Raw genomic sequence first — 21120 nt, 5'->3', positions numbered from 1 at the left:
CGCGGCGATAATCACCATTCATGCATGGACGCGATCACGCGCCCGACGACCTCAAGGCCGAGGGTTTCATCCTGTAAATCAAGGGCGCGGGGCGGATAGAAGCGATTGGCGCTCAACAGGTTGACCTCGTGGTCGCTGATGCGCTGGACGAATTTCACGAGAAGATCGCCGCCGAGATTGAGGACAAAGGCCACGCCATCGACGAGGGCCGTCTGTGCGCGGTCGATGAGGATCAGATCGCCCTCGGACAGCATAGGGGTCATGCTGTCGCCGCGCACCGATATAATAGAGAGCATTTCGGGGGACAGGCCGCGCCGCGTCAGCCATTTGCGATTGACCGAATGGAATTCGTTGATCGCCTCGCTTACGTTCAGCACCCCTGCACCCGCAGCTGCACTTACCTTGTAATGCGGGATGGCGACGAAGTCGCCGCCACTCATTTGGGTGTTCGAGAGGAATTTCGGGCCTTCTCCGGTTAAAATCCACGACGCCGAAACACCCAAATGCTCCGTAGCTGCCGCCAAGAACTCTGTCCCAACCGTCCGTTCGTTCAAAACATAGTTCTGAACGGTGCGATATTTTTGCCCGAGGCGCGCGGATAACTCTTTGATAGTTAAATTATTTTCATCTGCGAGCACTCGAATGCGATCAGATACACCCATTTTTTCACCCAAGTCTGTTGACGCGCACTCATTTGAGTGCATATAACAGGATATGCCAGCAAGGCATACGGAAGATGCATAAACGGAGTTAACATGTCAGTCCAAGATAATTTGTTCCGGCCCGGCGTAATCTTGCATGAGGTTATCGTCGGTTGCCTTCGCGCCAACGGCACCAGCTTTAACGAATGGTGCAGAAACAAAGGGGTTTCGACCACCAATGCCCGCCAAGCAACTTACGGAATGTCCGGTGGTGTTCGCGGTCGCGATCTTCTCGATGAGCTGATCAAAGACGCGGGGCCGAAGGCCGTCGAGGCGGCTTACCGCACCCGCATGGCCGCAGAGGCCAAGACGCTTTCCAGCGCGGCTTGAGCCATCATCATGGGAAACAGGCTCTCAAATGATGATGGCTCTGCGGACTATACCGCCAGCCAAGCTGTGATTTGCATCCTTCTCTCGAAGATGCGCGCGGCAGATCAGCACGGCGTGGAACGCGCTGATCATATCCTCAAGGAACTTTCCGAATTCTGCGAACGCCAGCGCCGAGACCTCGGCGTCGAGGCATCCCGACCATCGTTTCAAGACGCCATCGCAAACTAGGGTTTCTCCAATGATTATCTGTTTTTTCTTGGCCGCTTTCGTGGCGGGGTTGTGGGCTTACGCGCTTCACAGCAACTGGGATCGGGCCGACGAGCTGCCGCATGGCTGGTGGGTTCTGCCCGCGATCTCCGTGACATGCCTTATCTATATGGGCGGCTTTCTCAAGCTGATCGGGGTGCTGCTATGAGCCGCTTCGAGGTGCGCTTCAACGGCGTCAATTGGGACGTCTTTGATCTCAAGGCCGACAAGATCGTCGGCACCCGTGAAAATCTGTTCTATGCGGACAATCTGTGTGACCGCATGGAGCGCAAGGCGAAGCAGAAGCATCGCTTCTGCATGGTCTGCCATGACCGGTTTCTCTCCGAAGGCGCGCACAACCGCATGTGTATCAAGTGCCGCCGTCTTTCCTATTACGATGGAGCCGCTTGAGCATGAGCAACGCTGTGCGCAAATTCGAGGTTTTTGACGGCGATCTGGTCGATGCCGAGCGAGGTTCCTTAGTCGGTCCAGAAAATCGGACTAAGGAACCTACTAAGGAACCTCTAAGGAACCTCGAAAAATGGCTTTCGGTTGAGAGTGTCTCCGCCTTCGCAAAGGTGACTGATCGGGCAGTCCGAAAAGCCATCGCCGCTCGCCGCTGGCGGGGTGCTGAATTGGTGGTCCGCGAGGTGGCGTCGAATGTCGGTCGTGGGGGTAAATCTCTGCAAGTGCATGTGGACAGCCTGCCCGCCGATCTGCGCGCTGCGTGGTATATGCGCCAAGGGATCGACATCAACGCAAAACCGCAGGCCGGAGACGGCCAGCGGGTGGCGGTCGCCAATCATACGCTGTCGGATGATCCCGACTGGCTGGCGCAAACGGCGCTCGCAGAATTCAAGTTGTCGATTATCAAGCCGCTTATGGCTCTTCCCGAGCGGTCCAAGGAGCGGTCTGACGCGGCTGACGCCCTGACCGGGACCGTTCTGGAATGGCCAGACGGAAGCCGCAAGACGATTTCACGGGCCACGCTCTATAACTGGATATCGGCTTACAAGACTGGCGGTCTTTATGGGCTGGTGCGCAAGAAGCGCAGCGACAGCAAGGCCACGCGCTGCCTCGTCACCATGTCATGGGATGCGTTCTTTCTTCAGCGCGCCGCCGAAAAGGATTGCCGCCGGGTCGCTGATGATCTGACGGGTTATATCCGCTCACTTTGGGCGTCCGGCGAGCCGGGTTGGCGGTCGATCTGCGAGAAGAGCACAACCAAGCTGATCGAGCTGTCGGATAGTCTGGGCGTCGATGCGTTCAGCGCGCTCGATCAGGGGCGGCTCGGCGATCAGGCCGGAACGCTGACGCGGTTCGGGATCTGCGCGGTCAACCGCCGCCGTGCCGAGGATGAGCGGGACTATGCGGTCATTGCGGTGAAGAACAAAGACAATGCCGTCTATCAGGACAAGATCGCGGCGACGATACGCCGGGATTACAGCAGCTTGCGCCCGCGCGATATTGTGGTGGGTGACGTTCACCCGGTCGATGTGATGATGACCCGGCCCGATGGCTCGAAGGTCTATCCGAAGGCGATCAGCTGGTTTGATCCGGCGACCAATGAAATCCACATGACCTTCGCGCTTCTCGAAAAGGGCGAAGGGGTGCGCCGCGAGCATGTCGCCATGAGCTTCGAGGCTATGGTTTCTGAATGGGGCCTGCCGAAGCTGCTCTATCTCGACAACGGGTCGGAGTATAAGTGGAACGAAATGATCGGTGGGTTCACCATGCTTTCGAAGCTGGCGAATTTCGCGGTTCATTATCTTGACGATAGCACGGTTGATCAACGCGTGGCCGAGGGCCGCGAAGCTGTGGTGCGCTCGCTCGCCTATAACGCGAAGGGAAAGCCCGGCATTGAAGGCGCGTTCGGCAATATCGAGCAAGGGTTCTTCTCGGGCATTCAGGGTTGGACCGCAGGCGAGCGGATGCGCAAGAAGACGCATCAGAAGGGTAAAGACCCAATCCCGTTCCAAGGGGATAAGAGCGACTTTTTGAGCGCCGCCGCCACGCAACTTGAGTGGTATCACAAACGCCCGCAGCACGGGCGTCTCAAGGGCCGCAGCCCGAATGAGGCGTTGCGCGCGCACATCGATAATGGGTGGGGCAAGACGGTGCTCGCCTCCGATGAGGTCTTGGCGCTGGCCTTTGCCACCAAGGAAACGCGGGTTGTGGATCGCGGCTGTGTCCAGTTCACCCCGCGCCACGGAGAAACCACGCGCTATTATAATGACGCGCTTCTCGCCTATGGCGGACAAAGCCTGACCATCCACATTCCGGCCTACAACCCCGAATATCTCTTCTGCTTTGACGGCGACGAGCTGATTTGCGTGGCCACACCGGAGAGAAGCTATCACCCGCTCGACCCTGCCGGGGCGCGGGAAGTGGCCAGCCGCAACAAGTATCTGCGGCGGCACATCACAGAAAAAGAGCGTCATTGCGTCCTGCTCGATCTCGTCTCCGAGACCGCGCGGCACAATGAGCACTTGCCGGATGCGCCGGAGATCCCGGTCGCCTCGGAGGTCAATGCGGACATTTTGAGCCGCATGGCCACAGCAGCGGCGGAAGAACGCGCCGAGCTTATGGCGCAGACCGAAGCCCCCAAGAAGCCGCAACTCTCCCAATGGAAAACGGGACCAAACGAGCGGCTTAGTAATGTCACCTACGAAGATGAGGATGAGCAATGAGTGAGTTTGTCAAAACCGCCGCCGCAGAAGAGGCGTTGGTCATGGTCAAATCGGTCGCGTCCGCGCGCCAATACAGCCGGATCGGACAGATCACCGGCGAGCCGGGAACCGGAAAATCGGCCCTGACCTACTGGCTGACCGAAGAGCTGAATGCGGTGCGCGTCGAGTGCTGGGAGGAAATGGGCGACAAGGCGCTGTTGCAGGAGATCGCAGGCGCAATGAACGCGAACGGATACGCCATCGATATGAGCGGCACCGCGCCGACGCTGTTCCGCAAGATCAAAGACGAGTGCAAGGATCTGATCATCATCATTGATGAGGCCAACCATCTCAAATGGGCCACGCTCGAAAAGCTCCGCGCCCTTTCGGATATCGGCGGCGCGGCCCTGATCCTCGCAGGCACGGACATTCTGGCCAAGCGCCTGATTGAAGCGCGGGTGCGCGTCTATCTCGCGCAGCTGCGCCAGCGGATCGGCGCGAAGAAGGTGCTGCTCTCCAACATGAAAGACAATGACGAAGTGGTGGCCTACATCATCGCGCCGCGTTTTGGGGCGGTGACCAAACGCACCGCGCACCGCTTCCGCGTTGCCAGCTATGGCAATTGGCGGGCTGGCCTCGAACTGGCCGACGCCTGCGAGCGTCTCATGAAAAATGAGAAGCTGGACAAGTTGACCGAGGCGGTTGTCGATACCGCAGCGGCATGGATGGCGGGCCAAGCATGACCGCCGAAATCACAGAACAAGAGCGCGTTTTTGATCTGTCCGCCAGTGGCGGGCCGCGCTCGGTGACGCTGGGCCAGATGATGGCCTTGGCTGCGCAGGCCAAGACGAAAGTCAAGGACCATGCGCGCGGGTGGAGCCTTCTAAGCCAGACCGAAGTTATCGCTCTCGCTTTCGTGGCCGACCTGCTTCTCGAAGATGTGCGGAACCGGGGGCAGATCGTCCCCGCCCGTGCTGACAACGCAATCCTTGTAAGAGGTGAAACATGACAAGGAAGACCAAAACCGCAGGCGCAAATCTGCCCGTCCCTCAGGACGACAGCGAAGCGCGCAACGCCATCCGTGAGGTGGGCGACCTGAACCGCGAGGTTCTTCGGCTCGAAGCGAAAATGAATGACGAGATCGCCGCCCTTCAGGAGAAGTATGGCGAGCTGGTCGCGCCCCTGAAGGAACAGTCGAAGGCGAAAACCGAAGGCTTGCAGATCTTTTGTGAGGCGAACCGCGCCCGACTGACCCGCAACGGCAAAGTGAAGTATCACAAGTTTGCCACCGGTGAGGTGAGCTGGCGGACCCGCCCGGCCAAGGTCACCATTCGCGGCAAGGACGCCGTGATCGAAGCGATCAAGGCGGCGCGTCTCGGCAAGAAATTCCTGCGCATCAAGGAAGATGTGAACAAGGAAGCCATGCTCGAAGACCGCAAAACGGCGGCGGGGATCGCGGGCGTAAGCATCGGATCAGATGGCGAGGACTTCTTGGTCGAGCCGTTTGAGACCGAGCTTCAGGAGGCATCCTGATGGCTGTCGCATACTGCTATCGCTCGGGCGAGTTGGAATTCGGCGAAGACACGCCGGAAGGCGCGATGGAGATCGCGAGCGGCGAGGAAGCCGATCTCAAAGATTTCCTGTCGCCAAAGGTCCGCCATGCCCATGACGGAAAAACCCTGCTCGTGCCGGGTGTGCCAGAAGCCAAAGATGATGATCACGCATTCTTGGCCGCCATCGCCTTCGCCGACTGGTTGGCGGAGTGCGACCCCGCAAACATCGTGATCAACGCTTAATCCTGAAAGGAAAATATCATGAATAAATCGGACCTTATCAACAAGATCGCAGCGGATGCCGGGCAAAGCACGGGCGCGGTGGATGCGATGCTCAAATCTCTGGCGACCATCGTTTCGAAGGAGCTTGGAGAGGGCGGAGAGGTGACGCTTCCCGGCATTGCGAAGTTGAGCACCAAGATGCGCGCCGCCCGCACGGGCCGCAATCCGAAGACAGGCGAGCCGGTCGATATCCCGGCGAAGAACGTGGTGACGGCCAAGGTGTCCAAGCCGCTTGCCGATCATGTTGCCTGATCGGCGATGAGCAAGGCCGCGTCCCGATGGTGGGGCGCGGAACTTCTATGGAGGGAATGATGTCGGATTTGGAATTGATGCGTGACGGTCAGGTTATTGCCGCAAACGATATTGTTGCAACCATTTCTTGGGTCAGCACATCCGCCGAAGCCCAATGGTCAGGAGAATACACGCGTTCGCCTTATTGGGATGAATGGGGCGTCAATCTCGAAGAGCGCGTCGGAGAACTCGAAGACGAGCTGGAAGACAAGGACAACGAGATCGCGGCGCTCCACATTATTGTTAAAGAGAAAACAGCGGAGATCGCGAAGCTGAAAGCGGGGGCATCGAAATGACCCCGCGCCACGTGTCGCCCGAAGATATCGCAGAGGTTGCGGGGCTGACCTTGCCCTATGTCCGGCGCGTTGTTTCGGAATTCAAGTCGCGGTCGCGCACGGCGTGGCATGGCGCAAAGCTTCACATCGAGGGCGAGCCGGGTGCGTATCGGATCGCGTTTCGGGATCTTCCGGAGCATGTGCGCGAGGCGTTCACGCTGCTCGATCAGCAAAACCTCCCGTTCACCCCCCCGCTGGAACACAATAATTTAGACTGAAAGGAAAGCCGAAAATGAGCTATCGCAACAAGGATTTGGCGACCATTCATATCGCAGCGAAGGCACTCTTCGGTGATGTTGGTCGCAAAGGTGATGGTCGCGCCGCCTATGAAGACTGGATGGAGCGGCACACAGGAAAACGCTCGGCGGGTGCGCTGACCTCGCCGGAGCGCGTGGAATTCATAAAGCATCTGCGCCGTGAAGGGCTGATCCCGGAGCGCCAGCGCGGCGGAAACGGACCGGATCGCCCGACCTCGGCGCAATGGGCCAAGCTTGGCGGTTTGGCGCGATCCATGGGCTGGGAAAAGGGTCTCGAAGATCCGCGCCTCAAGGCGTTTGTGACGCGCACCGCCAAGGTTTCGTCCACGCGGTTCCTGTCTCGGCAGAAGGCCAGTCAGGTCATTCTCGGCCTTGAGCAATGGGTGAAAGCGCAGGCGGCGAAAGACGGAGGCGCGGATGCGGTGTCCTAAATGTAACGGGCGTGGCATGGCCTACGGCACGAAAGCGCATGGTGAGACCACGCAGCGCTATCGCCGGTGTCGGATCTGCGGCCACAAGTTCAGCACATGGGAAGAACGCGAGGATCGCGAGATCCGTGAGTATCGGCGGAAGGACAACACGCCTCCGCTTTTCGAAGATAAGGATGAGTGAGAAAATGAGCCCGTCTGTAAGCACCGCCATGGCCCACATGAGCTTTGAGCAGCAGATGCTAAGTCTGGCGATGTTTATCGCGCTAGTTGTTTGGGCATATTGGAGAAAATGATAATGAATGATCTCGCCAAATCCGCGCTGCAAGATGCCGTGAAGCGCCGCCTGATCCGCAGTGTGGTGATCAAGGACGCCAAAGCTTACGAGCGGCTCTATAAGGAGCTGCAAAAGGGCATGACCAACGCATGGAGCAAGGCCATGCGTGAGGGGATCGCGAACGCGCTGGACCGCCTGCGGGATCTCGGGCCGGGAAAGTTCACCGCCGAGGATGGCGCGGCCATCATGCGTGTTCTCGAAACATCTGTTGGCGAAGAGGCGATCCGCGCGGCGATGCGGGAGCCGGTCGTGTCTGTATCTGATGCGCTGTTTCGCACGGGTGCGGAAGAGGTCGGGCAGGCCACCGGGGTTGCAATTGCGTTCATGCGCCCGGATCTCGACGCGCTCGATATTCTCAAGCAAGGCAACCTTTATTGGGTCGGGAACAGCTGGAACACCCACACGCAGGATTTGTTCGCGGCGGCGCTGGACGACTATTTCACTAAGGGCATGACGCGCGAAGATCTGACACGGCGTTTCGCCGAGGACTTTGCATCGCTTTCGGATCGCGGCCAACGCTATTGGGAGCTGCTCGCCGATCACACGGCCACGAAGACCCGCGAAATGGGTCGCGTCACCGGCTACGAGCGCGCCGGGATCGAGCAAGTGCAGGTCCGCGCGCAGCTCGATGAGAAGACCACGCCGATTTGCCGTCATATGCATGGCCGGATTATTGCAGTTAAAGACATGCGCGCGCAGCGGGACACTTATCTGGACGCCATCGGGCGGCGCGACGAGCCAACAGCCAAGGCCGCGTGGGCAATGCATGGCGCGGGAACGGACTTTTCGAACACGCCGACATCGAAGATCGGCAAGGGAACCGCAAGCCCGCCTTATCATTTTCGCTGCCGCACGATCACGGTGGCCTTCTTTGGGTCCGCAGACGGCGAGATCGGGCGCTGGATGCGCGCCGCCTATAGTCGCGAGAAACTGCCGCGAAAGGATGTAAAGGCGCTTGTGGAGCGCGCACAGGGCGCAGGATGGCCGCACACGAAGGTGTCGCGCGGTCACTACCGCAAACACGCCAAGCGCACGGGCGCGGCCACACAGGATGCCTACAACGCCTCGGCGGTCGATCTCATTCGGCGTGGCGACCGGGATGTCTATGTCTCGGTGCGCAAGGGCAAGATTAACGCGACCTTTGCCAAACCGGCGCGCAATGCAATGACCGGCGAAGAGGGCTTTCTTGTGACGGCGGTTGATTTGGAGGATAATCGCATCACGACGCATCACTGGCGGACCAAGATGGGAACGCAGCGTGATGAGGTTCCGGCGCAGAAACAGGACGCGAAGGGGGTCATGAAATGGCTTTTCGGATGATGGGTATCGAGAAGATCGCGGCAGCGAATGAGACGCTGCTGACCGGCTTTCTGGGCTGCTATGACACGCTCGGCGATCCTGATTATGAATATGACCGTGATTTCACGCTGCATGAGCGCTCCGCCTATGAGCTGGTGCGCGAGCAGCTGACGGACGATCAGCGCGCCGAGCTGGACAAGGTGGACGCGCATTGGCGCGATCACGCGAAGGCGTTCAATGAAGATTTCGCCATTGAGCACAATCAGGAGGATCGCGAGACCGCGCTCTATGGGTTCGTCCGTGATGAAGAGGGACGCACTCCGGCAATCCCACGCGGGCACTGGTGGTGGCGTCCGATTGAGGATGATGCGTGATGCAAAAAATGATGATGGTTAAGTGCGACAACTGTGGTTGGGAGGGTTGCACCGCCGAGATGGGGGCGGACAGCAGAGAGATCTCGACGGCGCGCGGAAATGACGAGTTGTGGTCCAATTATATCTGCCCGAAATGTAAGTTCTGGCACGACGAGCCGCCGGATGTCGATCTCAAGGCGCTCACACCCGATATTAATGACCGTGCGTCGCAGCCTAAAGCTGCCGGTAAATGTTCGATCTGCGGTTCGCACGTCTGGTCTTACCCGGCAAATAAAGAGTTAATAGCACAACGCCCAGAAGGTGGAGATGATGACTTTTGGGCGCTTTGTGTAAATGCGGAATGTCTGAACGCCTATGGTGAAGGGTATTGTATGTCGATGCCGGATTGGGTGGAGCAGTGCTAATCCGCATCCAGTGTGCCGTCTGCCTGAAATACGGCCACATGGAAGAGGACGCCGCAACGCCCCTCGGTCTATCGGGCCAAGAGTGGGTCGAGGCAAGGCCGGGTCTCTGGATTTGCTCTGAAAGCTGCCGCTTCCAAGTGGCGAAGACAGTAGAGGCGGTAATGCCGCCCTTACTCGTCGCCCCTGATCTTCCTTAGTTCACCCTCAATCTCACCAAGCAGCCGTCGCAGCTCCCTGTGTTCTTCAGAGAGAGTGCCGTTATTGCGTTCGATCCGGTGAAGCGCATCGGCGATCAATCGGGAAACCATCCCCAGCTCATCCCGCAGGCTTTTGATCTCGGCGCGTGTCTCATGTTGAGACGGTGCGCGATCAGCTGGCGGTTTGCCGTCCGATTTGAAAAACTCCTTTGCGCCCTTGATGGCGCTGGCGATCACGAGAATAACCGCGCCGATGGCCACGCCGACAGCTTGGGGATCAATTTCGGTCATGCGCACCCCGCATGATGGCAATTTCACGCCCGCAATCACCCGCAGCGGCCCAGATGGCGGGACCGCAAAAGAAGATGGTGACCCCAAAATAGGTTATGGCGGACATGCTGACGGCGTTTGAATGTGCCGATGCCAGCGAGAGCGCGAGAAAAACCTGACTGTTGAGGGATAGCGCCGCAAGGCGGGCAAAGGGTGTCCAGCATCCGCGACCGTTGACGTGAAGCGCGACATTATGGATCAGCCCGACAGCGATGTAGACGCATCCCCACAGGGCTTCGGGAAGGATGTGAAGCACCGACCCGAATTCGTAGGACGCCATAGAGGTGCGCGGCAACAGGAGCGCCGCGCCGAAGTAAACCGTATAGAGCGCGATGGCCCATTCGAGCTTGCGCCTTGGGTAGTGCGTGAAAAATGAAGTCATGCCACATCCTCCGGCGCATTACCCGAGCCGTAAGTGCTGCTGCTCGCGGTGTAGTCCGCCGCAACCGTCCAGTTATCGACCACGGAAACTCCGTCGATGATCAGCGTCACCGCCTCGATATAGCCGTCGAAAATCCGGTTGTAGTTGTCCGAGAAGAGATAGGTCCGCTTCGTCGAGATGATGCTGTCTGCAACGTCCAAGGTCTCATCGATAACCGACACCCCGTCGAGGATGAGCGTCATCTTGTTCGTACCCGCATCCCAAACGGCGTCGATATCATGGAACGCGCCAAAGGAAATGGTCCCCGCCGGAAGCTCTACAACCTTGTCCGTCGCGACCTTCGACGACATGCGCAAACCGCCGTCCTCGAAGATATAGATGCTCACATCGTAATTGTGGTCCGAATAGAGACACTGCGTAGCGCCAATGTTCTTCACCGCAAAATTCATTTGCAGACGATGGGATGCGCGATTGACGTTGAAGCTGCCGAATTGATAGGCCGCGCCGTTGGTCTGCACGGTTCCGCTGTAAGATGAGGCGGGTGCCGCATTGTTCGGAAGTTTCATCTCTTCGGGCCGTCCGGTGCGGTGCTGCAAGCCATAGGTGAAGCCGGGAACAGTCCCGAAGGTGAGCTGGGCCGGGATCTGCTCGTCAGTCATGTCGTATTCAGGGACGGAGTTCTTCGCATTCGGGGTGTAGGACAGAATATCCTCATCGCTGCCCGTGCGCGGGATAACAACCGACCCCGCCGCAACGGTGACACCCTCAATCACCGTGTCTTCGGTGAGATACTGCGCGTCGTTCACGAAAAGGGAGTTGAAGAAGAACCCGGCAACGGGGAACGGCGGCGGCGGTGTGCCATCCGTGACCCACATCGGCTCCATGCTGACATTCGCCGTGACGATGATGTGATCCGGCACCGCTGTCCAGTCCGCATCAAGGACAGGCTCAGTCGGCGTGTAATAGCCCATCTCAACCATGGTCGAGATCAAGAACTGCGCAAAGCGCATGCCCATGCCTTGCAGCCCTCGATTTGTGGGGTGGCTATCCATGTCACTCACATCCGTCGCATCAAAGATCGGCAAAGGAAGTCGCCCATTCAGATGATCGGACATGAGGCCCGACGCGATCACCGGCTCCCAATCGTCAATCATCACCGTGCCCCAGCCGCTGGCCGAAAGCTGGATCATCGGCATGATGGCCTGATCGTGCTTAAACAGCGCGGTCCCGTCGGCATACTTCTCCGGGGTCGGCGCGAAGAGGCAATGCGGCGGGCCGTCAACCTCGCCTGCGACGATTGTGCCATCCGTCAACATGCCCTTGAGGTATTTGAATTGCGCATCCTCGAAATATGGGCCGTTGCTGGCGTAGTGGGAGATGCCGACCGCCGTGAACGGAACATCGAGACCGCCAAGTGCGAAATCGCGCAGCGCAAAATCGTGCTGGATATCGCGGCCATCCACCGAGGTCCAATCCGCGTCGTCGGAGGTCTCGCCCATCTCTTGGAAGGATGTGCCAGACTTGCCCATCTCCACCATCGTGAACGGAACACCGGGATAGTGCGCCTGCCAGACCGCGATCACCTGCGTGATGATGGCCGGGAACTCCGTATCGCTCACAGCGGTGGACGGGTCGGCCCCTGTCGGCAGAACCAGCGTTGTCGTCTCGTCGTTGATATGACGGGTCGGTGTCGGTTTTTTGGTGTCTTCCTCAATGCCGTAGTAGGACGCAAAGCCATCCCGGACGATCGGTACCCAAGCACTCGCGTCGTTGCGGTCGCCGTGGGAGATGCTGACGAGGGATTGACCCTCAAAACAGTACGAGCCACCGACACCGAAGCGATTGACCGTGGATGCGGTTTCTGTTCCGCCCGTATTGCGCACCTCGGCCAGATACCACCCTTGCCCGAAGAGCAGTGAGATATCGCCAGCCCAGTTGCCTTCGCTGTCCACTGTCGCAATTTGCTGCCAGCCGGTGTTGCCCTGACCGTTCTGGCCGACGGCGCGAACCTCAATATCTTGTCCCTCTACGCCCGTGCCGGACAAAGGCACCTTAGCGAAGCCTTGCCGGACGAAGGTGTCTCCGGCTGCGTTGAGTTTAACGTTTTCGCCAACGTTCTGGCGATCATATTGGAAGTCGTTGATCGACGGGGCTGCGGCGGTGTCTGGCGCGACATAAGGATCACTCGGCGGCCAGTCCAGAAGATCTCCAGTGGCGAAATCAATATCCTGCTCGCCAAAAAATTCGGGACCGGATGTCGTCGGATAGTAGTATTTCCCGCCCGCGTTTGGCTCGATGAAGTTACCCCCCATTTCCACAGGCTCAAAATTCGGGCTGTCTTTGTGCGTATAGAGAAGCGGGGTGGACACGACTTCCGGGTCGAGACGGCACAGGTTATTGATCATCTTGAAGCCGACAACGGGCCGGGTGCTGTCCGGGTCGCGCGTGGCGCGCATGAGCTGCGTCATGTTGTATTGCGCAACGCCCGCCCGCGTGACCTTCCGGCCATCAAGAAAGTTGCTCTGAATGACGAGACCCGCGACGGAGCCGTTGACGGTGATCAGATCAGGGTGAGGGTCTTTACCCGCGTCGATTTGTGCCTGTGTTGCCCACCCGCCGCGCTGCATATAGTTTGCGCTGATGTTCTGAACCGCGTTCGGCGTCCCAGAGATTTTCAGGTAATCATGCGGGCCACCGATGCAGCGATTTCGCCGGAACGTGTCGATCTGCGCGACTTGCGTTTCGAGACCGGCACCGGTGCTCCGCTGCTGGAAAATCGCGCCGAGGTCGCCGTATTGGTAATAGCCCTCGAAGGTATTCCATTGAACTTCGGCAAAGCCGGAGCCAACTGCGATATCGGACCAGCTCCAAAAGCCCACGCCTTCGGCGACAGCGGCTGTCGCTTTAAAGTGGTTGTCGCGCAAAACCAGATCCGAGTGACCATTGGGATCGATGCGCGTATCTTCCAAATACCACCCCTCAAGCACTGCGCCGTCCGCTTGCGCGGTGAACTGCTTGACCGTGTCGCTGCCGTCATAGGTCCAGCCTGCGGGGAGAGCATCGACGCCCGGCATCTTCAGCGAGGCGGGGCGGTGGCCGGTGCGGTCTTCGCGTTCCAGCGCCTCCATCTGCCATTTCGTCAGAGGCCCACCAGATGCCGTGACCGGGATGATCACCGCCTCGCCATCGACCTCGAGATCGAGCGTATCGGAAACCTCATGATCGAGCGGCTGAACGAGCGTGATCGACCCTGCATCGGCGGAGACAAGCGCCGCATCCCGCCCGGAGACCGCCCCCGCACCGCTGTAGGTGGCAACCTGTGCGCCTTGGGCGCTGTCCTCGGCCAGAGATGCAACGGGCGTCACGGTGGCGCTTTGCGTCTCTGTGTAGTTAATGCTGACATTTTTCGTAACGCCATTGGCCGAGATCGTGAGGCCATAAGTCTGACCATCCATGCCAGAGGCCAGCATGAACAGCGTGATGTCCCGCTCACCGGGACCGAACTCAAAATCGAACAATGCGGCGTCACCGGTGAGAGCTTGCCATTGTGGCGTGGCATCGCCGGTGATGGAAAAGCGGCCCAACTCAAAGGGGAACGCGCTTGGATTATCGACGAAGATGGTTTCGGGGCCGGAAATTTCGGCAAGGATGACGTCGTCATTTTCATCAGACAGGACGATCTCGGCGTCTTCCGTGCCGAGGCGCATCGCCCAGATTTTGGCCGCGCCGTAATAGATGATGCCTGCATCGTAAGGCTCATTGACCGCGAAATAGCTGCGTGTCCCCTGCGAGGGTGCACTGTTTCCGATGAAAAGCTTATAGCCGCCCGCGCGCAGATCGATCCGGCAAGGTCCGGTGCCGATTTCGACCCACTCGGATGTCAGTGTGAAGGTGTAATCCATGTCAGTTGCCCCTTTTGTGGCGGGTCGCCGCAGCGAGGCGGCGACCCTTGTGGTCAGTCAATCGCGCCGCGAATGCCGACCCCAGCCAGTCCCATGTTGATGAGAACGCCTGCGGTGGCCCCGTCGCCCACGATGTTCCGGACGGACTGGACAAGCGCGCCCGACCCGTGCAGCGGCTCGGTCGCGATGATCAGCCCGCCAATGATGGGAACAAGGGACGCCCACCACGTGAGGGATTTCGGCTTGATGTAGCGCTCGCCGATCTTCTGAAGTGCCTTTTCCATCACGCGGCCTCCTGCTTAGCCGCGCCAGAGAAGGCGGGGGTCATCAGCGCGTAATACTGGATAGCCAGCACACGCTTGGACCAGCCGCGCATGAAGGTCGCGCTATTGCGGGTGAACGCATAGCGGCGCAGACGCCAAGAGAGGAACTGAATAAGCGCCCCTTCTTCGGGAGGAAGTTTGCCCGAGGCCTCCGCATCGACCATGGCGCGCACGGCGGCGAGCGATTTCGGGCCGATAATCCCGTCAGACTTGGCCCCGACAGCTTTTTGCAGGAGCATCGCGGAGATCTCGACGCCCTGATTGACCGCCCCGTCGAAGGCGGCAAGCGCGACCTCCCGCGAGATTTCCGCCAGCTCGTCGCCGTTGATGGCGTCCCAATAGTCTCGCTTGTAGATCGCGATGGCGTCGTCCTTGGTCAGATCGCGGATGTTCAGCTTCGGATATGCGCGCTTCGAAATGCCATGGTTGGTCTCGCCGCCCGGATCGCGCGGATCGTTGACGTAGCCGCCCTCAATCGTGTCGCGCATCACCAGCTGAATGGCGAGGGCCGCGAGATTGGGCTTAGCAGCGGCCACAGTGGCCTTGGTCGTCGCGGCGTTTTTCGCCTTCGACGTGTCGGGCGCGGGGGCCTGTTTGGTTTTCGCCGAAGATGCGGCGGGTTTGGTGGACATTCTGGTCTCCTTTTCAATCCAGATTAATTTGTTCCGCCTGATTGGCGGACTTTCAGGCCGCGCTTGCGCAGGGCCTCTGAAAGCTCGTTGGCAACCTCTTGGCCAATGTCGTCAGCCAAAAAGTCCACCCCCTCGCGTTCCAGATCTTCCACGGCCCGAATGAGCCACGGGTTTCCTTCGCGCTTTGGCTGATGAACGGATTTGACGGGATGCTCCGCGCCATTCCATGCCAGCGCCTTGCCGCGCTTCGGCTTGATTGTGATTGCCGGTCGGCCATCGTGAACGGCGCGCGCGTAAGGGGTGTTTGCTGAAAGAAGCGCGTCAGTCGCGCCATGCGGCTCGACCACATGCGCCTTGCGCAGATCGCCTTTATCGAACGGCACATTGCCTTGCCGCGTGGCGATTTCGCGAAGCTTTTCAGCGAGTTTGAGGGATGCGCGCTGCCAGTTGATCATGACAGCACCCGCACGCTGATCCCGCCGCCGCCACGAAGAGCGCGGCCTTCGGCGGCCAGCGCTATCGCCCAGAAGAGATCCCCGTGACCATCTTCATTGCGCTCGGCGTCATAACGGATGCTGTCACCGCTGGTCAGCTTCTGCACGGAGTGGAGCTGGGCCAAGACTTCCGGGTCGTTGGGAAGGACCAGCTTCCGCTCTTCGGCCATTTTGAGAAGGTTCAGCGCCAGCTTTTGCTTGCGTTTGGCGGAGAATGAGACGCCTTCGAAGCGCTGCGGTGCGCGGGCGGTCAGCTCTTCGGCGAGTTGCATGCCGAGGCCGGTCTTATCCACGCCCCAGCGCTCGACATCAAAGCGCGCGTCCGTCTCGATGATGCGCGACTTCTGCTCGGCGAAGCTAAGGCCCTTGTGCATCTCGTGGTGCAGGAGCGCGAATTTGCCAAGCCACTTCTGGCGCTCGACCTGCTCGCCCATGATGGCGAGCGCTGTGCGGTCGTTGATGCGGCCCACGTCGATCCCGCCGGTCAGGCGACCGTAGCGGTCGGGATCGATGTGCTGCGCCGTGAGCGAGTGCAGGAGTTCCCAGCTAAGTAGCGCCGCGCCGTTCTCGGCCCACTTGCAATGGTAGAACATCTCCCAGCTCTCGCTGTCGAAGAGCATCCGCAGCTCTTCCAGCCCGCCGGGCAATGGCATGCCTTGCGCGATGGCGTCCTCAATGGTGATCGTCCAGCGCCGCCAGTGATTGTGCTTGTTCTGATGATTGGTCGCGATCTCCCAGAAGAGCGATCCGGGCAGGAAGGGGGTGCTGAAGACGGTGACCCGCCCCCCGATTGCCGTGATCGAGGGAATGACCGCAGCCCAAAGCATTTTCTGATTGCGCACCCACGCAAATTCGTCGAGCCAAACGTCGCCGGGCCAGCCTTGCGCCGTGCGAAAGTTGGTGGAAACTGCGACGATATCGACGCCATTGAGCCGGATCAGGTTCGCTTTGTCCTCGTCAAAAAGGACGCCGAGGCGCTCGGCGTGATGGCGCACGTAGTTGAGGATGATCTGCGCTTGGCGCTCGGATGCCGAGACAACGATTTGCGGACGGCCAGCCATTGCGCCAAGCAAGACGCCGAGGCCGACCACGTAGGAAAAACCGATCTGCCGCGCCTTCAAGACGATGCGAAAGCGATCATCCGATTGAAGGAATTCGACTTGGTATTTGTAAAGCCCGTAGTCGGGAGCGAGCACCCGCGACAGCGCATCTTGCGAGACGGCATTCATCACCGTTGGGCGCGGTTTTGGCTTCGGGGCAACCTTTTTGAGCCGCTCAAGGGAGCGGGTCAGCATTGCGAGCCGCTGCGCCTGCGCGTTGTTCAAATCCTTCTTTCGGCTCAAGCGCAGGATTTGCGCCTCAAGGCCGGACGTGGTTTCGCGGCGGGCGCGCAATCCGGCTTCCCAACCACCCTCGGAAATCCAGCCGCGCACCGTGCGCGGACTGCACCCGATCTGCGCGGCAATCTCGGTCGAGCTGTCGCCCGCCATATAGGCCGCGTAAGCATCGTCTTTTTGCTGCTCCGTGTATTTGGGGGGGCGACCACGGCGCTTAGATGCCCCGGAGAGCGATTGTGCGGACCCGTGAGTGGCCATCTTGCCTTTTCGGCCACCATCATGCCCGCCGACCTTACTTGGCGATCCTGACGCATTTTTTGCGGGTGTTTCGGGTTTGGTGGGTTTTGCCATACCGCCTCCGCCTCTCAAGAACGCGCCAGAAGCGCGGCAAGCGCGTCGAGGGCGTCACCCCCGGCGCTGCGCGAGATGGCCCCTTGTGCGCCCGCTCCGGCGCTCTCCGAGCCGTCTGCGAGCAGACCTTGCAGCCAAGGAACGACCGCGCGCGCTTCTTCGGGGCGAACCACGCCGGAGGTGACAAGATCGGGAAGATGCTCAAAATCATCTTTCGGCGGGGTCAGATCGAGCGAGCGGAAAGCAACTTCGTTATCGCCAAGCCCATCCTCAAGATCACCTGCGGCCAAGCCAAGCTCGTCGAGAACGGGGGAAATCTGCTCCATGAACTGCTGGCGCTCGGGCTTGCAGGTCAACGCCTCGAAGGTGAAGAGCTGCTCGGCCATTTCGCCGCCGCCGCCGAGCTGGCCCGCCGACATGATGCCCAGAACGCGCGGCGGCGTTCCATGCGCGACCGGCATGCGGTCACGCGCCGCATCCATCAGCTTAATGAAATCGCCGTCCTTCACGTCAGCGGTCAGCTTTTTGATTTCAATCGTGGTTTCTTCGTTGGTGCCAATCACCAGCGTCCGGTGCGCGTTATCGACGCCGCGAAACTCTTTCTGGAAGAATTCCTTGATATCCGCCTCAACCTCTTTCGAGGGCGAAGAGCCTTTGAAAATAATGGCGTATTCGGGCATCGCGCCATTTTCGAAAAAGGACGCGTTGTGGCGAACGGCGGCAACCGCGAGCTGCATCAGCTCCTGAACGCCAGACCAGCTCGGATAGGCGTAATGAAAGCCGGACGGACAGGGATCTTTGATGTGAATGATCTCATCCTCATCAAAGTATTCTTTGACCTCGCGTCCGTTAACCAAGGTCGTTTGCACATAGGACACCGTGTCTCCGATGATCCTTTTGCGCATCGTCAGCGCTGGAAGACGCCGCAAACCCTCAAGCTTTCCCCCGCTTCCACGAATTTTCTGCAAGAAGGCATTTCCATAGGTGCCGCGATCAACGCCCAGGGCGACCGCCAGCGAGCCGAAGCCGCTCTTCGTCAGATCATTGAGCTTGGAGGCGTCCTTGCCCACAAGACCGCGCCCGAACGCGCCGTTGGCCTTCACTTGGATGGCGCGGCCATGCTCCGGGATCGCGCGATACAGGCTCAAGAGCGTCCAAGGATTGATGGGCCAAATAGCTTCGCCGCCGATGTCGGTTTGGGCGGACATCGCTTGCTCGATCACATCGCCGATGACCGATTTGATCACGGTAACGTTGCTGCTGTCGTTCGGGGTCTTGCTCATAGGCAAGTATTTACCGCCGAAAAACTGCAATAGAAATTAGTCGGACATTGCAAAAGTCCAGATAAAGACAAGCACAGCCCCGCCCATCTTTCGCCAGTTTCGCAGATCGGTCAAATGTATTTTTGACGAAAACGCGAAATTGCGCTGATCAACTTTATGCGGAGGCAGGAAAATTGGGCAATCTGACCGATTTGACGGTGGATTTCATCTCGCTGGTTAAAAAGCCAGCGACCGGGAAGAGCTTGACCTTGAAGGATGCAAACGCCGCGCGGGTCGAGCCGTTCAAGATCGAGAAAGCCGACGACGAGCGCATGGTGGCCTACGGCATCGTCTATGCGCCCGATCAGGTGGACAGCCATGGCGACAGCGCAGACGAAACCACCATTCGCCGCGCAGCCTATGCCTTCATGCGCGAAGGTCGCCTGAAAAACATCGATACGGAACACAGCTTTCGCAATGAGGTCGCGTTCATCGCCGAGAGCTGGCTTGTGCGCAAAGGCGACGAGCTGTTTCCCGATGAGCCGGAAGGCTCTTGGGCTGTTGGCATCCAGATCGGCGATCCGGATCTCTGGAAGCAAGTTAAATCCGGTGAGCTGACCGGCATTTCGCTTGCAGGAACCGCGCGAGTGGCGGCGGAAACCGCGACTTTCATTCGGGCGGAAGATGATGAGACGCCCGGCTGGTTCAAGCGCCTTCTCTCGAAATTTTCCGAACAGACAAAGGAGACACCGGAAATGGATGAAGAAACCTTGCGGAACGTGGTCCGCAGCGAGATTGCCGCCGCGCTGAAGGGCGAGGATGGCAATGGGGACGGCGGCACCGATGACGGCACCCCACCCACCGACACGCCTGCCGCAGAGCAGGCCGGTGCCGCCGACCTGACCGACGCTGTCGAGAAAGCTGTCAAAGCGGCTGTCGGCAACATGGAAAAGTCGCTCGAAAAGAAGCTTGTCACCGCGCTCGCCAAGGGCCGTGAAGTGCATGGCGGCGGCGCAATCGATGAAGAAGGGAGCATCCTGTGAAGATTACCCTGAAATCCGGCGAACAGATGGAAGAGCTGGTCGCCCTCGCCAAGAACCTGATCGGCCCCGGTGATCTCAAATACACCGGCGATCTGACCCCGCAGGCGGCAAGCCGCATCATCTCGATGATCTTCAAAGACGACTTCATGTCGAAGATCACGACGGAGCGCATGACCCGTCTGACCAAAGATGTGGACGTGATTGATCTGGCACCGCGTCAGCTCGTCCGTGTTCCGCAGGGACAAGAGCCTGCGGCGAGCGATCATGCCACTGCGAATGCGCCGGGCTGCAAACTGACCGCGCTTGACGCGCAGCTGTTCGCAAAAATCAAACTCGACACTCTGCGCGAGCACAAAGATGATCCGAACCTGATCAAGCTCGTCGAGGAAGGGTTCGCAACCACACTTCACAACGATCTGGTGGATCTCGGGTTTAACGGCGTTGCGGATGATGCAACCGGCGCGAACCGCGAAGCGAAATTCGTCCGCTTGAATAAAGGTTGGCTGCAAATTCTGCGCGACAGCGCCAACGCGAAGAAAGCGGATATCGACCCGGCGACGAATGGCTGGAAGGCGAGCCTTTCGCAGATCATCGAAGCAGGGGATGAGCGTTACCGCGAACAGTCCGTCTTCATCATGAATATTGCTGATGCGGACGCCTACGCCGAAGAGCTGAATGCGCCGATCACTGGGACCGCGATGGATGCGGACAGCCCGCTTCGCCGCTACATGGGCAAGCAGATCATCGCTAACGGCAAGGTTCCGCAAGGGTCGGTCCTCTTCACGCCCATCAAAAACCTTGTTTTTGGTATGCATACAGACGTGCGCCGGGATCGCGAGTATCACACTATTCGCCGCGCGCTCGAATATACCTTCGACATGGCCTTCGATTATGAGGTCGCTGTGAAACACGCAGCGGTTCTGGGCGAGTAAGCCATGCCGCAGGGGATCACCATCACGCCGCAGGATGTCCGGGAGTTCGCAAACCTCCCTAGCGAAGTCCCGGACACGCTCCTGACCAAGCATATCCGGATTGCCGCGCGCGATCTGGCGAGCCGGTCGGGCGTGATGGTGCCTCCCGTCGAGGCTGAAGAAACTTGGCAAGAGGCGCTCACCGTGCGCGCCTTGGCCAGCGTCTATCCATGGCTCAACACTTTCGCGCTCGATGGGGCGGCAAAGATCGGACGGCTCGAAGGCTCAGTGCAATACCGCTTTCTCGATGCTGACGACACGGACGCGCGCGTTCAAGTGCTCATGGACCGATTTCACGAGCTGGCGGGCGAAATCGCCTCGGCCAGCAATGACGATGATGATCCGACACCGCGCTTTGGCGGTCTGACGATGATCGCAATTTAGGAGGCA

At 59.3% G+C, this 21120-nt stretch carries 28 protein-coding genes and 1 pseudogene; 19 read left to right on the top strand and 10 right to left on the bottom strand.

What is annotated here, in order from left to right:
• Positions 1 to 11: 11 nt before the first annotated feature.
• Both ACMA5I_RS06690 and ACMA5I_RS06685 read right to left on the bottom strand, forming a co-directional pair.
• Positions 12 to 440 (bottom strand): S24 family peptidase, encoded by a 429-nt coding sequence (locus tag ACMA5I_RS06690; RefSeq protein ID WP_525885663.1) that lies wholly within the window; start codon positions 438 to 440, stop codon positions 12 to 14.
• A 51-nt stretch (positions 441 to 491) separates the two neighbouring features.
• A pseudogene (locus tag ACMA5I_RS06685) lies at positions 492 to 662 on the bottom strand (helix-turn-helix domain-containing protein); the annotation flags it as partial.
• Between the two features lie 240 nt (positions 663 to 902).
• Between ACMA5I_RS06685 and ACMA5I_RS06680 the strand changes: the two are divergent.
• The 16 genes from ACMA5I_RS06680 (at position 903) to ACMA5I_RS06605 (ending at position 9506) form a co-directional block, all read left to right on the top strand.
• Positions 903 to 1031, top strand: coding sequence for a hypothetical protein (locus ACMA5I_RS06680; RefSeq protein WP_525885459.1), 129 nt, complete (start codon positions 903 to 905; stop codon positions 1029 to 1031).
• A gap of 268 nt (positions 1032 to 1299) precedes the next feature.
• Entirely contained in the window at positions 1300 to 1446 is a 147-nt protein-coding gene (locus ACMA5I_RS06675) for a hypothetical protein (protein WP_525885458.1), read from the top strand.
• Positions 1443 to 1688 (top strand): hypothetical protein, encoded by a 246-nt coding sequence (locus ACMA5I_RS06670; RefSeq protein WP_525885457.1) that lies wholly within the window; start codon positions 1443 to 1445, stop codon positions 1686 to 1688. Before ACMA5I_RS06675 ends, ACMA5I_RS06670 begins: the two co-directional genes overlap by 4 nt.
• Before the next feature lie 167 nt (positions 1689 to 1855).
• Positions 1856 to 3967: a Mu transposase C-terminal domain-containing protein gene (locus ACMA5I_RS06665; protein ID WP_525885456.1), complete on the top strand. Its 2112-nt coding sequence runs from the start codon at positions 1856 to 1858 to the stop codon at positions 3965 to 3967.
• On the top strand, positions 3964 to 4689 hold the full coding sequence (locus tag ACMA5I_RS06660) for an AAA family ATPase (RefSeq protein WP_525885455.1): 726 nt from the start codon (positions 3964 to 3966) through the stop codon (positions 4687 to 4689). The genes ACMA5I_RS06665 and ACMA5I_RS06660 overlap by 4 nt, the downstream gene beginning before the upstream one ends.
• A complete protein-coding gene (locus ACMA5I_RS06655) occupies positions 4686 to 4955 on the top strand; it encodes a hypothetical protein (protein WP_525885454.1) in 270 nt (89 codons plus the stop codon). Before ACMA5I_RS06660 ends, ACMA5I_RS06655 begins: the two co-directional genes overlap by 4 nt.
• On the top strand, positions 4952 to 5479 hold the full coding sequence (locus ACMA5I_RS06650; protein ID WP_525885453.1) for a host-nuclease inhibitor Gam family protein: 528 nt from the start codon (positions 4952 to 4954) through the stop codon (positions 5477 to 5479). The genes ACMA5I_RS06655 and ACMA5I_RS06650 overlap by 4 nt, the downstream gene beginning before the upstream one ends.
• Positions 5479 to 5742, top strand: a complete 264-nt coding sequence (locus ACMA5I_RS06645; protein ID WP_525885452.1) for a hypothetical protein — start codon at positions 5479 to 5481, stop codon at positions 5740 to 5742. Before ACMA5I_RS06650 ends, ACMA5I_RS06645 begins: the two co-directional genes overlap by 1 nt.
• Before the next feature lie 18 nt (positions 5743 to 5760).
• Positions 5761 to 6033: an HU family DNA-binding protein gene (locus tag ACMA5I_RS06640; RefSeq protein WP_525885451.1), complete on the top strand. Its 273-nt coding sequence runs from the start codon at positions 5761 to 5763 to the stop codon at positions 6031 to 6033.
• A gap of 59 nt (positions 6034 to 6092) precedes the next feature.
• Entirely contained in the window at positions 6093 to 6368 is a 276-nt protein-coding gene (locus ACMA5I_RS06635; RefSeq protein ID WP_525885450.1) for a hypothetical protein, read from the top strand.
• Positions 6365 to 6625, top strand: a complete 261-nt coding sequence (locus tag ACMA5I_RS06630; protein ID WP_525885449.1) for a hypothetical protein — start codon at positions 6365 to 6367, stop codon at positions 6623 to 6625. Before ACMA5I_RS06635 ends, ACMA5I_RS06630 begins: the two co-directional genes overlap by 4 nt.
• Before the next feature lie 14 nt (positions 6626 to 6639).
• Entirely contained in the window at positions 6640 to 7095 is a 456-nt protein-coding gene (locus ACMA5I_RS06625) for a phage protein GemA/Gp16 family protein (protein WP_525885448.1), read from the top strand.
• The gene (locus ACMA5I_RS06620) at positions 7082 to 7276 is read left to right on the top strand and encodes a hypothetical protein (RefSeq protein ID WP_525885447.1); all 195 of its coding nucleotides are present in this window, start codon (positions 7082 to 7084) and stop codon (positions 7274 to 7276) included. The genes ACMA5I_RS06625 and ACMA5I_RS06620 overlap by 14 nt, the downstream gene beginning before the upstream one ends.
• 114 nt (positions 7277 to 7390) lie before the next feature.
• Entirely contained in the window at positions 7391 to 8749 is a 1359-nt protein-coding gene (locus tag ACMA5I_RS06615) for a putative phage head morphogenesis protein (protein ID WP_525885446.1), read from the top strand.
• A complete protein-coding gene (locus tag ACMA5I_RS06610; RefSeq protein WP_525885445.1) occupies positions 8734 to 9102 on the top strand; it encodes a hypothetical protein in 369 nt (122 codons plus the stop codon). The genes ACMA5I_RS06615 and ACMA5I_RS06610 overlap by 16 nt, the downstream gene beginning before the upstream one ends.
• Positions 9102 to 9506: a hypothetical protein gene (locus ACMA5I_RS06605; protein WP_525885444.1), complete on the top strand. Its 405-nt coding sequence runs from the start codon at positions 9102 to 9104 to the stop codon at positions 9504 to 9506. The genes ACMA5I_RS06610 and ACMA5I_RS06605 overlap by 1 nt, the downstream gene beginning before the upstream one ends.
• 170 nt (positions 9507 to 9676) lie before the next feature.
• On the opposite strand, the gene ACMA5I_RS06600 is transcribed toward ACMA5I_RS06605, so the two are convergent.
• Genes ACMA5I_RS06600 through ACMA5I_RS06565 form a run of 8 tightly spaced genes read right to left on the bottom strand, consistent with a single transcriptional unit; the run spans position 9677 to position 18737 of the window.
• Complete coding sequence (locus ACMA5I_RS06600; protein WP_525885443.1) at positions 9677 to 9994, bottom strand: hypothetical protein; 318 nt, start codon at positions 9992 to 9994, stop codon at positions 9677 to 9679.
• Positions 9981 to 10415: a hypothetical protein gene (locus ACMA5I_RS06595; protein ID WP_525885442.1), complete on the bottom strand. Its 435-nt coding sequence runs from the start codon at positions 10413 to 10415 to the stop codon at positions 9981 to 9983. Before ACMA5I_RS06595 ends, ACMA5I_RS06600 begins: the two co-directional genes overlap by 14 nt.
• Positions 10412 to 14317 carry a hypothetical protein gene (locus tag ACMA5I_RS06590; protein WP_525885441.1) on the bottom strand — a complete coding sequence of 1302 codons (3906 nt, stop codon included), beginning with the start codon at positions 14315 to 14317 and terminating at the stop codon, positions 10412 to 10414. Before ACMA5I_RS06590 ends, ACMA5I_RS06595 begins: the two co-directional genes overlap by 4 nt.
• A gap of 53 nt (positions 14318 to 14370) precedes the next feature.
• Positions 14371 to 14601 carry a hypothetical protein gene (locus tag ACMA5I_RS06585; RefSeq protein WP_525885440.1) on the bottom strand — a complete coding sequence of 77 codons (231 nt, stop codon included), beginning with the start codon at positions 14599 to 14601 and terminating at the stop codon, positions 14371 to 14373.
• A complete protein-coding gene (locus ACMA5I_RS06580; RefSeq protein WP_525885439.1) occupies positions 14601 to 15272 on the bottom strand; it encodes a glycosyl hydrolase 108 family protein in 672 nt (223 codons plus the stop codon). The genes ACMA5I_RS06585 and ACMA5I_RS06580 overlap by 1 nt, the downstream gene beginning before the upstream one ends.
• Positions 15273 to 15295: 23 nt before the next feature.
• Entirely contained in the window at positions 15296 to 15727 is a 432-nt protein-coding gene (locus ACMA5I_RS06575; protein WP_525885438.1) for a hypothetical protein, read from the bottom strand.
• Positions 15724 to 17454, bottom strand: a complete 1731-nt coding sequence (locus tag ACMA5I_RS06570; protein ID WP_525885437.1) for a terminase large subunit domain-containing protein — start codon at positions 17452 to 17454, stop codon at positions 15724 to 15726. The genes ACMA5I_RS06575 and ACMA5I_RS06570 overlap by 4 nt, the downstream gene beginning before the upstream one ends.
• A gap of 14 nt (positions 17455 to 17468) precedes the next feature.
• Complete coding sequence (locus tag ACMA5I_RS06565) at positions 17469 to 18737, bottom strand: phage portal protein (protein ID WP_525885436.1); 1269 nt, start codon at positions 18735 to 18737, stop codon at positions 17469 to 17471.
• 173 nt (positions 18738 to 18910) lie between these two features.
• Between ACMA5I_RS06565 and ACMA5I_RS06560 the strand changes: the two genes are divergently transcribed.
• From ACMA5I_RS06560 to ACMA5I_RS06550, 3 genes are read left to right on the top strand one after another with little or no spacing between them, the layout of a single operon-like run.
• Positions 18911 to 19759 (top strand): XkdF-like putative serine protease domain-containing protein, encoded by an 849-nt coding sequence (locus tag ACMA5I_RS06560; RefSeq protein WP_525885435.1) that lies wholly within the window; start codon positions 18911 to 18913, stop codon positions 19757 to 19759.
• Positions 19756 to 20691: a hypothetical protein gene (locus ACMA5I_RS06555; protein WP_525885434.1), complete on the top strand. Its 936-nt coding sequence runs from the start codon at positions 19756 to 19758 to the stop codon at positions 20689 to 20691. The genes ACMA5I_RS06560 and ACMA5I_RS06555 overlap by 4 nt, the downstream gene beginning before the upstream one ends.
• Before the next feature lie 3 nt (positions 20692 to 20694).
• Entirely contained in the window at positions 20695 to 21114 is a 420-nt protein-coding gene (locus tag ACMA5I_RS06550) for a hypothetical protein (RefSeq protein ID WP_525885433.1), read from the top strand.
• Positions 21115 to 21120 lie beyond the last annotated feature (6 nt).

The sequence above is a fragment of the Jujubicoccus corallicola genome, assembly GCF_047345645.1.
Classification (GTDB): domain Bacteria; phylum Pseudomonadota; class Alphaproteobacteria; order Rhodobacterales; family Rhodobacteraceae; genus JBLEFH01.
The sequence above is the reverse complement of the archived record's forward strand: the minus strand, read 5'-3'. Positions and strand labels throughout refer to the sequence as shown.

What these genes read in the sequence shown, in the direction of transcription:
- ACMA5I_RS06600 (WP_525885443.1), bottom strand. Translation starts at nt 9,994, where the DNA reads ATGACCGAAATTGATCCCCAAGCTGTCGGCGTGGCCATCGGCGCGGTT.
- ACMA5I_RS06595 (WP_525885442.1), bottom strand. Translation starts at nt 10,415, where the DNA reads ATGACTTCATTTTTCACGCACTACCCAAGGCGCAAGCTCGAATGGGCC.
- ACMA5I_RS06610 (WP_525885445.1), top strand. Translation starts at nt 8,734, where the DNA reads ATGGCTTTTCGGATGATGGGTATCGAGAAGATCGCGGCAGCGAATGAG.
- ACMA5I_RS06670 (WP_525885457.1), top strand. Translation starts at nt 1,443, where the DNA reads ATGAGCCGCTTCGAGGTGCGCTTCAACGGCGTCAATTGGGACGTCTTT.
- ACMA5I_RS06590 (WP_525885441.1), bottom strand. Translation starts at nt 14,317, where the DNA reads ATGGATTACACCTTCACACTGACATCCGAGTGGGTCGAAATCGGCACC.
- ACMA5I_RS06550 (WP_525885433.1), top strand. Translation starts at nt 20,695, where the DNA reads ATGCCGCAGGGGATCACCATCACGCCGCAGGATGTCCGGGAGTTCGCA.
- ACMA5I_RS06660 (WP_525885455.1), top strand. Translation starts at nt 3,964, where the DNA reads ATGAGTGAGTTTGTCAAAACCGCCGCCGCAGAAGAGGCGTTGGTCATG.
- ACMA5I_RS06650 (WP_525885453.1), top strand. Translation starts at nt 4,952, where the DNA reads ATGACAAGGAAGACCAAAACCGCAGGCGCAAATCTGCCCGTCCCTCAG.
- ACMA5I_RS06620 (WP_525885447.1), top strand. Translation starts at nt 7,082, where the DNA reads ATGCGGTGTCCTAAATGTAACGGGCGTGGCATGGCCTACGGCACGAAA.
- ACMA5I_RS06690 (WP_525885663.1), bottom strand. Translation starts at nt 440, where the DNA reads ATGAGTGGCGGCGACTTCGTCGCCATCCCGCATTACAAGGTAAGTGCA.
- ACMA5I_RS06575 (WP_525885438.1), bottom strand. Translation starts at nt 15,727, where the DNA reads ATGATCAACTGGCAGCGCGCATCCCTCAAACTCGCTGAAAAGCTTCGC.
- ACMA5I_RS06625 (WP_525885448.1), top strand. Translation starts at nt 6,640, where the DNA reads ATGAGCTATCGCAACAAGGATTTGGCGACCATTCATATCGCAGCGAAG.
- ACMA5I_RS06605 (WP_525885444.1), top strand. Translation starts at nt 9,102, where the DNA reads ATGCAAAAAATGATGATGGTTAAGTGCGACAACTGTGGTTGGGAGGGT.
- ACMA5I_RS06630 (WP_525885449.1), top strand. Translation starts at nt 6,365, where the DNA reads ATGACCCCGCGCCACGTGTCGCCCGAAGATATCGCAGAGGTTGCGGGG.
- ACMA5I_RS06570 (WP_525885437.1), bottom strand. Translation starts at nt 17,454, where the DNA reads ATGGCAAAACCCACCAAACCCGAAACACCCGCAAAAAATGCGTCAGGA.
- ACMA5I_RS06635 (WP_525885450.1), top strand. Translation starts at nt 6,093, where the DNA reads ATGTCGGATTTGGAATTGATGCGTGACGGTCAGGTTATTGCCGCAAAC.
- ACMA5I_RS06655 (WP_525885454.1), top strand. Translation starts at nt 4,686, where the DNA reads ATGACCGCCGAAATCACAGAACAAGAGCGCGTTTTTGATCTGTCCGCC.
- ACMA5I_RS06680 (WP_525885459.1), top strand. Translation starts at nt 903, where the DNA reads ATGTCCGGTGGTGTTCGCGGTCGCGATCTTCTCGATGAGCTGATCAAA.
- ACMA5I_RS06565 (WP_525885436.1), bottom strand. Translation starts at nt 18,737, where the DNA reads ATGAGCAAGACCCCGAACGACAGCAGCAACGTTACCGTGATCAAATCG.
- ACMA5I_RS06645 (WP_525885452.1), top strand. Translation starts at nt 5,479, where the DNA reads ATGGCTGTCGCATACTGCTATCGCTCGGGCGAGTTGGAATTCGGCGAA.
- ACMA5I_RS06580 (WP_525885439.1), bottom strand. Translation starts at nt 15,272, where the DNA reads ATGTCCACCAAACCCGCCGCATCTTCGGCGAAAACCAAACAGGCCCCC.
- ACMA5I_RS06585 (WP_525885440.1), bottom strand. Translation starts at nt 14,601, where the DNA reads ATGGAAAAGGCACTTCAGAAGATCGGCGAGCGCTACATCAAGCCGAAA.
- ACMA5I_RS06640 (WP_525885451.1), top strand. Translation starts at nt 5,761, where the DNA reads ATGAATAAATCGGACCTTATCAACAAGATCGCAGCGGATGCCGGGCAA.
- ACMA5I_RS06615 (WP_525885446.1), top strand. Translation starts at nt 7,391, where the DNA reads ATGAATGATCTCGCCAAATCCGCGCTGCAAGATGCCGTGAAGCGCCGC.